Below are 9,755 nucleotides of genomic sequence, written 5' to 3'. Positions count from 1 at the left end.
AACGTCGTCCGCGGGACGAGCCCCTCCGGCGAGGCCGCACGCCCCCTCACCCTCCCGTAGGCTTCGCCGCCGGGCCCCTCCCTCTCCCCGAGGAGAGGGCTATCGGAGCGCGCCGCGCCTTCCCTCTCCCCGGGGGAGAGGGAGGAGCCGCAGGCTTGGGAGGGTGAGGGGGTGGCCCCGCCCTCTCCACCCGGCTCGCGATCCAGCCCGAGGAGGAGCCGGAACTGCCGGTACGCCTCCTCGACCGGCGGCAGCCCGTCGATGCCGTGCTCGCTGCGGCCCTTGAGGAGGCAGGCCCGGCCCAGCTCGCGCAGCCGGCGCTGCGCCCGCTTGTCGAGGCTCTGCCCCGCCTCCAGGATCCGGATCGCCTTGACCAGGCAGGCGGCCAGCACATCCGGCTCCTGCAGCCGGCGGCCGCCGCGCTTCGAGAAGCCGGCCTCCCGCGCCGCCCGGTACCCGTTGCCGTGCCGGACGAAGCATTCGGCCAGATAGTCGTCGCTCTCGCTCAGTGCCGCCATCCCGACCTCGCACGAAAAAGCCCGCCGCGGCGGGGCCGGGCGGGCGCAACTCTTCGACTGTGCCTGGATTATGCGGCGCGACGCGGCATCACGTCAAGAACAAAAAGGGAACATCAAGAGGAGCTGCAGCGCGCCGAGCAGCGGCCGGCCGCTCGCCGGGCACGGAGCGACGGTCCGCCAAAAGTGCACTGTCACCGAAATTCAGATCCCTTGGAACACAGCCTTCCGCTTCTCGAGGAAGGCGTTGATCCCCTCCTGGAAGTCGGCGCTCTCGTAGACCTGCCGACGCATGTCCTGGATCCTCTCGAACACCTGGGCCGCGATCGGCTGGTAGTCGGCCAGGACCCGAAGCTGCTCCTTGATCACCGCCACCGCCATCGGGGCCTTGGTCGTCATCCCTTCCGCCAGAGCCATGGTGAAGCTCTCCAGCTCGGCGGACGGGACGAGATGGTTCACGATGTGCCAGCGCTCCGCATCCTCGGCCTTGAGAGGCGTTGCGGTGAAAAACATCTCCTTGATCAGGTTCATCGGCAGCCGGCCGATGAAGTGCAGAAGACCGGTGGTGTTGTAGGGCAGGCCCAGATTGACCGGCGTGATGGCGAAGCCCGCCGTCTCGTCGGCGACGATCATGTCGCAGGACAGGACCAGGTCGAAGGCGCCGCCCCAGACGGTTCCGTGAACCATCGCGATCACCGGCACCGGCATCTCGCGGATGGCGCGCAACGCTCGCTCCAGCGGATCGGAATAGCCCAGGGGATCCTCGTGTCCTCTCGGCAGTTCCTTGATGTCATGGCCGGCCGACCAGACGGACAGGCCGGGCGCCGCACGCAGGATGACGGCGCGGACGTCCCGCAGATCGAGCCCCTTCAGGCCTGCGATCAGGGCATCGAGCAGCGCACGGCTGAGGGCGTTGCGCCTGGCGGCGTTGTTGAGGCTCAGGATTGCAACGCGGTCGGCGGTTTCGACCGTGACCAGGTCGGGTTGAGGCACGCCGCTCATGACGTGGTTCCGAGGAATTCGGCGAGGATCGCGGCGCGGTCGGCATCGAGCTCGGGAGGCGGCGAAAAGGTGGTGGGCTCGGCCGCGCCCACCACCTTTATGGGATTGCCGGCCACCTTGATCTCACCGGCAACAGGATCATTGACGGATATGATCATGTTGCGCGCCGCCACCTGCGATTCCTGCATCATATGCGGAATGTCGTTGATGGGAGCGCACGGCACGCCCTTTGCATTCAGGACGTCGAGCCAGGCGGCGACGGGTTTCGTGCGAAGCGTCTTCTCCATCTCCTGCTGGAGGGCACCGAGGTTGACGTGCCGCAGGTCGTTGGACACGAAGCGGCTGTCGGCCGCCAGGTCGGGGCGGTCGAGGGCTTCGGTCAGCAGCCGGAACAGATGATCGTTGCCGGCGGCGATGATCACGCTGCCGTCCTGCGCGGCGAAGGCCTGGAAGGGAGCCACCGAGGGGTGGCTGGTGCCTTTCGGGCCGGGGATCTCGCCGGTCTTGTCATAGGCGGTGATCGCGTCTTCCATGATCGCGACCTGGCAGTCCAGCATGGCCACGTCGATCTTGTTCGCGATGCCGGAGACGGCGCGCTTGTAGAGCGCGGCGGTGATGCCGTTCGCGAGATAGATCCCGGCGGTGATGTCGCCGATGGAGATGCCGACCCGGGCGGGCGGCTGGCCGGGATAGCCCGTCAGGCTCATAATGCCCCCCATGCCCTGCACGACCATGTCGTAGGCCGCGCGCTGGGAGATGGGTCCGCTGTCGCCGAAGCCGGATGCCGCGCCGTAGATCAGATGCGGAAACCGCGCATGCAGCACCTCCCAGCCGTAGCCGAGCTTCTCCATGGTGCCGGGCCGGTAGTTCTCGACCAGGACGTCGGCTTTTTCCAGGAGCCTCTCGAAGACGAGGCGGTCGTCGGGCTGCTTCAGGTTGAGAGCGATGCTCTCCTTGTTGCAGTTGATGGCGGAAAAATAGAGCGACTTGCCGTTGCTGAACGGGCCGAAGGCGCGTGAATCATCGCCGGTGCCGGGGATTTCCACCTTGATCACCCGTGCGCCCATATTGGCAAGGGTCATCGTGCAGAACGGCCCGGCCAAGACGCGCGACAGGTCGATGATCGTGATCCCCGACAGGAGCATGGCGGGATGGATGGAGTCGGCCACTGTACACTCCCTGTCGTGCGGCACTCTTCAGGGCACAGATCGCCGCCTGCTTTATCCTGAATGCCGGCTTCCTCATATGACACCTTGGCGAATCCAATAATAAAAGTCACCACCTAAATACGCGGCAGCCACGCCTTCATCATCTCTCCATGGACGCTTGTTCTGTACTCGACGTTACGCTTCCATGATCGCTTTCGTATAATGAAATTACATGCATATGTCACAAAGATGCGATTGCCAGAAATATTAGGCCGCAGCACGTCCCTGCGGTAGCGCAAACGGGCATTCGGTGGAGTACGCGAACACGGGCAGGCCGAGCAGTTGGACCGCCTCATTCCTGAGACACCTCAATCGAGACCGTCGGAGCGATGGCCCGAACCACGGGCCACCGCCGTCACACCACATCCCTCAGCATCGCCACCAGCGGCTTGTCGGCCGGCGGCATCGGGTAGTCGCGCAGCCGGTTCGGCGCCACCCAGGCCAGGGTCTGGCCCTCGCGCGGCTGCGGCACGCCCGGCGCGAAGCCAGCGACTCCGGGACTTGGATTCTTCGGCTCCAGAGAGCATATTGATTGCTCAAAGGAGCCGAAGCATGTCCCGGATCAGCCCCTCGACCAAGTCCGACTCTCCCGGTTCGGTGCGGCACCGGAAGGCCGGCCTCTCCTATCTAGCGGTCTTCCACGCCTCGCCGCTCGAGCGGATCGACATGATCAAGCACGGTGTCCGCGCCGTCGAGGCGAAGCGGATCCTGGCCGATCTGGCGATCGGGCAGGGCGCCGGTCTGAGGGCGCTCAACCTCTCCCCCGCCACGGTCAACAAGAAGGCGAAGCAGGACCAGACACTGTCGCCCGAGGACAGCGAACGTGTCATCGGCGTCGCCAGGCTGGTGGGACAGATCGAGGCGATGGTCGAGGAGTCGGGCGATCCGAAGGGGTTCGATGCGGCCGCCTGGATGGCCCGCTGGCTCAACGACCCCCTGCCAGCCCTCGGCGGCACCTGCCCGATCGAGCTGATGGACACGATGGAGGGGCAGGCCCTGGTGTCGACGGTGCTGGCGCAGCTGCAGAGCGGCGCCTACGCGTGAGCCGGACGGTCTGGCGCATCGCCACAGACACGCCGTCCTACGAGGCCGACGATCTCACCGGCGCCGGCGCCAAGGCGACCGGCGGCCGCTGGAACAGCCCCGGCGTGCCGGCCGTCTACACGTCGCAGACCCGGGCGCTGGCCTGCCTGGAGACGGTGGTCCACCTCAATGCCAGCGGGCTGCCGCTCAACCGATATCTCGTGCGGGTGGAGATCCCCGACACGGTCTGGGCCGCCGCGCGGCAGGAGACCGCCGCCACCCTGCCGGTCGGCTGGGATGCCGAGCCGGCGGGACGGGCGAGCATCGCCTTCGGCACGGCCTGGATCCGGTCGGGATCGTCCGCCCTGCTCATCGTCCCGTCGGTGATCGTGCCGGAGGAGCTCAACGTGCTGATCAATCCGCTACACCCCGACAGCGCGCGGATCAGCGCCGCGAAGGTGCGGAAATGGATCTACGACCCGAGGCTGGTCAGATCCGTTTGAGGACCCGCTGTCATTGTCCATACCGGCTCTCAGCCCGTCATGACGAGCCCAAAGGGGTGTGGCCATCCCGCGTCTCCACTCGAACGCGGCCGGGTGATCACTCTGCCAGACGCGGGCTGAAGCCCACTAAAAGTGCACTGTCACCGCAAATCCCGGAATTCCGAGCGGCAGCAGTGAAGGAGACTGATTCGTTCCCGGACGCGCTCGATCCGAGATGCCACAACGGTATTGGATATTCCAAGGCTGAGCGAGCAATCCTTAAGTCATTGATATAGATTCATTTTTTGATTCAGCGATTCTATTGCAGAATCAATAAGTTATCTATTGACTTGTTCTGATACCCCCGGTAGGATTCGAACCTACACAGCCCTACGAGGCAGCGACCTCTTCGGGCAGCGGTGCGCTAACACCGCCGCGTCTTACCAATTGCGCCACAGGGGCCAAGAACAAACAAAAAGGGCTTTTACAGGGGAGTGCTCCGGGCGGGATTCGAACCCACATGATCGCCTCGCGGACTGACCGGCCGAGTAGCAGTCGGCTGTGTATGCCAATTCCACCACCGGAGTATAGACGCCAGCGGCCCTGATCGCTGGCGTTTTCCTTTGTCAGGCGTTAGTCGCCGTCTTGGCGCCTCCCACCATCATAATCATCACATTCGTCGCCAGTCTCGATACCGATGCCATAGCCAGAAATGTGGTAACGGCCGCGGTCAACTCGAACCAACTTCCCTTCCCGAGCAAGGTAGCCAAGCACGTTGTGGATCTGCTTGGGCTCAGCCTGCACACCCTTATCCTGGAGTGCGGATTGAATTGCCGGAGCAGTCCACTCGGCCCGAGGCGACTTCTCGAACAGCTTGACCACGTTGTCGAAAATCAACGTTCCGCGTCCGTGCCGGCGTTCCTGGCGTCGCGCCTGAACCACCGGCGCAACATCCGGCCTCTTGTCCTGGGGCAGAAGATCCATCAGAGCGGCCATGGCGCGGCAGATGCGCTCTACCTCAGCTTCTGCGGCGACAAACCGCTGCCGAGCCTCTGCAGCTTGCAGTCTGGCTTGCTCCAGTCGCGTGGCTAGCTCCGACAGCGCAGCACCAATTGACCCGGAATCCTTGCCGAGCGAGCCCTGATCGGCTTTAGCGCTAACCCATCTTTCTGAGGATGAAGCTGACATTCTGATTAGACTATAGCGCAATCAAATTCCCTGCGCAATATCAGGATAATTCGTCAGACATTTTTGAATCATCCTTACCAAATGGGCTCGGGCGCTACAAATCTCGCAGGGTGCGCGCGGCACGTGATGGCGCACATACGCTCGACCGACAGGCATGACTTCTCCAGCCTCCTTCGCCCTTCGACCGCTCGCACAACCGCAATGCCTCCGGCCCGCTCAGCCGGTGGATCGCTCGCTTGATCCCGAGCTCCCGCGCCAGCAGCGCATTGGTTCCCGCATGGGCTCACCGTCGGCCTCCCCATAATGACATAGCGATGCTATTAGAGTTTGCTTCACCCATTGGGAAGCGAGCTTCCTCAGAGCGCTGTTGTTTCGATGCGAGGTATTCACATGAAGCTATTTGGAAAGCGGGTAAAGCGTAGTTCAGAAGTATTTGGAATTTCTTCTGATATATTGAGCGACTCGTATGTTGACAGAGGCTCCTTAGATGCAGAATTGCAGAAGCAATTAACACGCTCAAACCACATTGCCCTAAGAGGCGAATCTAAATGCGGAAAATCCTGGATAAGGAAAAAGATCATACCAAATGCTATTGTAATTCAATGTCGGCTCAAAAAGGATGTTCCTTCAATCTATGAAGACATATTAGCCGAACTAGGGATACAAATTGTCAAAGAAACGTCAGAAAAAAACAATACTAAAGCAACACTGCAGATCAATGGCAGTATTGGTGCTAATATTATCGCAAAAATAGGCACTGCATTCGGCGTGGAACAAACTTCGGAAGGCTCGACAACTTACCGTGTTCCCGGCAAAGGGCCGGAAAACCTACAGTTTCTCTGCGAAGCTATAAAAGCATCTGGACGCCGCGTGGTCATTGAGGACTTCCACTATATGTCCGTTGCGGACCGAAGAGTGTTCGCACACGATCTTAAGACTATGTGGGATTATGGCACCTATATTATCATAGTCGGCGTATGGTCCCAGAGCAACATGCTTATTTCTCTAAACACTGACCTTTCCGGACGCATCGAGGAAATTTCTATCTACTGGACAGATGACGATCTTAAGGCGATCCTTGAAAGAGGAGGCGAGGCACTCAATATTGAATTTAAATCACCCTTGAAGGACCTTCTGATAGCAGATGCTTTTGGAAATGCAGGAATTCTTCAAAAACTATCCTTGAATACCCTGGATGAACTGGAAATCGGCGAGACCCAGAAATCACTAAAACAGCTTGATAGAGAAGGTGCCGGCGAGGCCGCAGGCATGAAATATGCTGAACAACTTAATCCAGCTTATCAGCAGTTTGCGAATCGAATCTCGTCAGGTATTCGCAAGCGCTCCGATGCAACGGGCATCTATGCTCATGCCATGGCTGTAATTATGAGCAGCGGTGATGATGATCTAAAAAAAGGCCTAAGCGTAGACGATATTCATAAGCAGGCGCACGCTAGGCAACCTCGAATTCAGAAAGGTAACCTTAAGGCAGTTTTGGAGAAATTTGAGGAATTGCAGGTCGATGACGACGGCCGGGGGCTGGTCCTAAGCTACAATAACGCGACAAACGAAATCCACATTGTAGACCGACAACTTCTATTATACCGAAAGTATGCGACGGTTAAGTGGCCATGGGAGGACATGATCAGAGAAGTTGATGGTGCTGGACCCGGCTATGGCTCTGCGGTGTAGAGCCAACCGGCGGATCGACACCGCCTTATCGCAACGATCCTCCTGGCAGATGTCTGACGCCTAGCCCCTCGGCAGTCAGGCCTCTGCACCTACACCACATCCCGCAGCATCGCCACCAGCGGCTTGTCGGCCGGGGGCATCGGGTAGTCCCGCAGCCGGTTCGGCGCCACCCAGGCCAGGGTCTGGCCCTCGCGCGGCTGCGGCGTGCCCTGCCAGCGGCGGCAGAGATAGAGCGGCATCAGCAGGTGGAAGCGCTCGTAGCGGTGGCTGGCGAAGGTGAAGGGGGCCAGGCAGCTCTCCTCCGTGTCGATCGCCAGCTCCTCGCGCAGCTCGCGGATCAGCGCCGCCTCCGGCGTCTCGCCCGGATCGACCTTGCCGCCCGGGAACTCCCACAGCCCGGCCATCGACTTGCCGGGCGGCCGCTGGGCGATCAGCACCCGGCCGTCGGCATCGACCAGGGCGACGGCGACCACCAGCACCATCGGCAGGGGCGGCAGCTTGGTGGTGTCGCCGGGAGAGGCGGAAGCGGGGGCGTCAGGCGGCATAGATCTTCAGGTAGTCCTGGCGGCTGAGGGCGAAGAGCGGGCAGGGCACCGCCTGCCCCAGCGCCTTGAAGTCGATGGTCTTGATGCCGTCGGTCATCAGCCCGGCCTTGACCAGGACATGGCCCGACGGCGCGTTGTCGGGGTGGTAGGCGGCCTGGATCCGCTCCAGCCGCAGGTCGAGGAAGCCGAAGGCGATCACCGCCTGCGCCGCCTCCGTCGCGTAGCCCTGGCCCCACCAGCGCCGGCCGAACCAGTAGCCGAAGCTGCCGACCCGGCCGTTGGTGGCGATCGCCAGCCCCATATGGCCGATCACGGCGCCGCTGTCGGGCAGGGTGACCACGAACTGGTATTCGCGGCCGGCGATCCAGCGCTTCTCCGCGGTGCGGATCCAGTCCTCGGCATCGGCGAAGCTGTAGGGGAAGGGCACGTCCGACAGCCAGCGCACCACCTCCCAGTCGTCGAGCAGATGCGCGATCTCCCCGGCATCGGAGGGGCGGTGCCGGCGCAGCCGCAGCCGCTCGGTCTCCAGTTCCTCCGGCAGGTCGGTCACGGGGGAGACCGCCTTGAAACGCGCCGGCGTGGCCGCCTGACGGCGGCAGCGCCTGTGTCCGCGCGCCGATGGGCAAGACGAAGGACCCGCCGTCCGTGCCGGCTTGCGGCGGGCTCGGCCGGGTCGAACTGAGAGAGCCCCCTCCCCCTACCCCCCTCCCGCAAGGGGAGGGGGGACTCAGAAGAGGCATTCCGAAGAGGTCTCACCTGCCCTGCCCCATCGATCCCTCGATCCACGAATGGGAACCGAGAGACCGTTTGGAAATGCGCTGGCGCGAGTCGGCTGGCGGTGGCTTCGAGAACCGGCGCGCAGCGGACGTTCAAGTCCGTGAGCACCGGAAGCGGAGAAGACGCCGTCAGACGGCCGCGCCAGTAGCGTTTACAAATGGTCTCTCAGCTTCTGTAATCCGCATTGATGGAGATATACCCATGCGTGAGGTCGCAGGTCCAGACCGTGGCCTGGCCGCGGCCGATGCCGATATCGACCGCGATCTCGATCGACCGGGTCTTCATATGCGCCGCCACCGGCGCCTCGTCATAGCCGTCGACCACCATGCCGTCGCGCGCCACCTGGACGCCGCCGATGGCGATGCCCAGCTTGTCGCGATCCGCCGGCTCGCCCGACTTGCCGACCGCCATGACGATGCGGCCCCAATTCGCGTCCTCGCCCGCCACCGCGGTCTTCAAGAGCGGCGAATTGGCGATGGCCAGGCCGATGCGGCGGGCCGAGCGGTCGGAGATCGCGCCCGTCACCGCGATGGTGATCAGCTTCTGCGCGCCCTCGCCGTCGCACGCCACCTGGCGGGCCAGGTCGGCGGTCAGGTCGTCCAGCGCGCGCTGGAAATCGGCCAGGTCCGCCGCGCCGGCCGGGGCCGGGTTGCCGGCCTTGCCGGTGGCGAACAGCATCAGCGTGTCGCTGGTCGAGGTGTCGCCGTCGACCGTGATGGCGTTGAACGACTGGTCGACCGCCGCGGCCAGCGCCTTCTGCAGCAGCGGCGCCGGGATGGCGGCGTCGGTGAAGACGAAGGACAGCATCGTCGCCATGTCCGGCGCGATCATGCCCGACCCCTTGGCGATGCCGGTGATCGTCACCGTGGTGCCGCCGATCGTCGCCGTGCGGGTCGCGCCTTTGGCGAAGGTGTCGGTGGTGCGGATCGCCTCCGCCGCCGCGGCCCAGTCCGTGCCCAGCGCCTTGGCCAGGTCCGGCAGGTGGCGGGCGACGCGGTCCTCCGGCAGCGGCTGGCCGATCACGCCGGTGGAGGCGACGAACACCTCCTCCCACTCGCAGCCGACCTGCTTCGCCGCCGCCACCACCGTGGCCGCGACCGTCTTCACCCCGGCCTGGCCGGTGAAGGCGTTGGCGTTGCCGGCATTGACCACCACCGCGCGGGCGGTGCCCTTGGGCAAGGCCCGGCGGCACCAGTCCACCGGGGCGGAGGGGCAGCGGGAGCGGGTGTAGACGCCCGCCGCGCTGGTGCCGGGGTCGAGGGCGACGAACAGCACGTCCGGCGCCCCCGTCTTCTTCAGCCCGCAGGCGGCGGCGGCCAGCGT

At 63.5% G+C, this 9,755-nt stretch carries 10 protein-coding genes, 2 tRNA genes and 1 pseudogene; 3 read left to right on the top strand and 10 right to left on the bottom strand.

Features of this window, described 5'->3' with window-relative positions; genetic code table 11:
* From P409_RS16780 to P409_RS41580, 4 genes and pseudogenes are all read right to left on the bottom strand, one after another.
* On the bottom strand, positions 1 to 518 hold a 518-nt coding region (locus P409_RS16780), incomplete at its 3' end, for a hypothetical protein (RefSeq protein WP_034839646.1).
* 201 nt (positions 519 to 719) lie between these two features.
* Positions 720 to 1,517 (bottom strand): methylmalonyl-CoA decarboxylase, encoded by a 798-nt coding sequence (gene scpB / locus P409_RS16775; protein WP_052120784.1) that lies wholly within the window; start codon positions 1,515 to 1,517, stop codon positions 720 to 722.
* Positions 1,514 to 2,686 carry a CaiB/BaiF CoA transferase family protein gene (locus P409_RS16770; RefSeq protein WP_034839643.1) on the bottom strand — a complete coding sequence of 391 codons (1,173 nt, stop codon included), beginning with the start codon at positions 2,684 to 2,686 and terminating at the stop codon, positions 1,514 to 1,516. Before P409_RS16770 ends, scpB begins: the two co-directional genes overlap by 4 nt.
* A 394-nt stretch (positions 2,687 to 3,080) precedes the next feature.
* A pseudogene (locus P409_RS41580) lies at positions 3,081 to 3,188 on the bottom strand (8-oxo-dGTP diphosphatase MutT); the annotation flags it as partial.
* A gap of 89 nt (positions 3,189 to 3,277) precedes the next feature.
* Between P409_RS41580 and parS the strand changes: the two are divergent.
* Complete coding sequence (parS, locus tag P409_RS16765) at positions 3,278 to 3,769, top strand: type II RES/Xre toxin-antitoxin system antitoxin (protein ID WP_034839638.1); 492 nt, start codon at positions 3,278 to 3,280, stop codon at positions 3,767 to 3,769.
* Positions 3,766 to 4,251 (top strand): RES family NAD+ phosphorylase, encoded by a 486-nt coding sequence (locus tag P409_RS16760; RefSeq protein ID WP_034839635.1) that lies wholly within the window; start codon positions 3,766 to 3,768, stop codon positions 4,249 to 4,251. Before parS ends, P409_RS16760 begins: the two co-directional genes overlap by 4 nt.
* A 338-nt stretch (positions 4,252 to 4,589) precedes the next feature.
* Here P409_RS16760 and P409_RS38005 read toward each other — a convergent pair.
* From P409_RS38005 to P409_RS38000, 3 genes are all read right to left on the bottom strand, one after another.
* Positions 4,590 to 4,692 (bottom strand) — tRNA-OTHER (locus tag P409_RS38005).
* Positions 4,693 to 4,725: 33 nt separating this feature from the next.
* Positions 4,726 to 4,816, bottom strand: a tRNA-Ser gene (locus P409_RS16755).
* A gap of 47 nt (positions 4,817 to 4,863) precedes the next feature.
* Positions 4,864 to 5,214 (bottom strand): hypothetical protein, encoded by a 351-nt coding sequence (locus P409_RS38000; RefSeq protein WP_152613419.1) that lies wholly within the window; start codon positions 5,212 to 5,214, stop codon positions 4,864 to 4,866.
* A gap of 594 nt (positions 5,215 to 5,808) precedes the next feature.
* Between P409_RS38000 and P409_RS37155 the strand changes: the two genes are divergently transcribed.
* A complete protein-coding gene (locus P409_RS37155) occupies positions 5,809 to 7,110 on the top strand; it encodes a hypothetical protein (RefSeq protein ID WP_081991567.1) in 1,302 nt (433 codons plus the stop codon).
* Between the two features lie 89 nt (positions 7,111 to 7,199).
* On the opposite strand, the gene mutT is transcribed toward P409_RS37155, so the two are convergent.
* From mutT to argJ, 3 genes are all read right to left on the bottom strand, one after another.
* Entirely contained in the window at positions 7,200 to 7,655 is a 456-nt protein-coding gene (mutT, locus tag P409_RS16750) for an 8-oxo-dGTP diphosphatase MutT (protein WP_081991566.1), read from the bottom strand.
* Entirely contained in the window at positions 7,645 to 8,205 is a 561-nt protein-coding gene (locus P409_RS16745; protein WP_052120782.1) for a GNAT family N-acetyltransferase, read from the bottom strand. The genes mutT and P409_RS16745 overlap by 11 nt, the downstream gene beginning before the upstream one ends.
* Before the next feature lie 392 nt (positions 8,206 to 8,597).
* A partial coding sequence (gene argJ / locus P409_RS16740) for a bifunctional glutamate N-acetyltransferase/amino-acid acetyltransferase ArgJ (protein WP_034839632.1) occupies positions 8,598 to 9,755 on the bottom strand: 1,158 nt, incomplete at its 5' end.

Source organism: Inquilinus limosus MP06 (assembly GCF_000767795.1).
GTDB lineage: Bacteria > Pseudomonadota > Alphaproteobacteria > DSM-16000 > Inquilinaceae > Inquilinus > Inquilinus limosus_E.
This window is presented reverse-complemented; position numbering and strand designations above follow the sequence as displayed.

What these genes read in the sequence shown, in the direction of transcription:
- scpB (WP_052120784.1), bottom strand. Translation starts at nt 1,517, where the DNA reads ATGAGCGGCGTGCCTCAACCCGACCTGGTCACGGTCGAAACCGCCGAC.
- parS (WP_034839638.1), top strand. Translation starts at nt 3,278, where the DNA reads ATGTCCCGGATCAGCCCCTCGACCAAGTCCGACTCTCCCGGTTCGGTG.
- P409_RS38000 (WP_152613419.1), bottom strand. Translation starts at nt 5,214, where the DNA reads ATGGATCTTCTGCCCCAGGACAAGAGGCCGGATGTTGCGCCGGTGGTT.
- P409_RS37155 (WP_081991567.1), top strand. Translation starts at nt 5,809, where the DNA reads ATGAAGCTATTTGGAAAGCGGGTAAAGCGTAGTTCAGAAGTATTTGGA.
- mutT (WP_081991566.1), bottom strand. Translation starts at nt 7,655, where the DNA reads ATGCCGCCTGACGCCCCCGCTTCCGCCTCTCCCGGCGACACCACCAAG.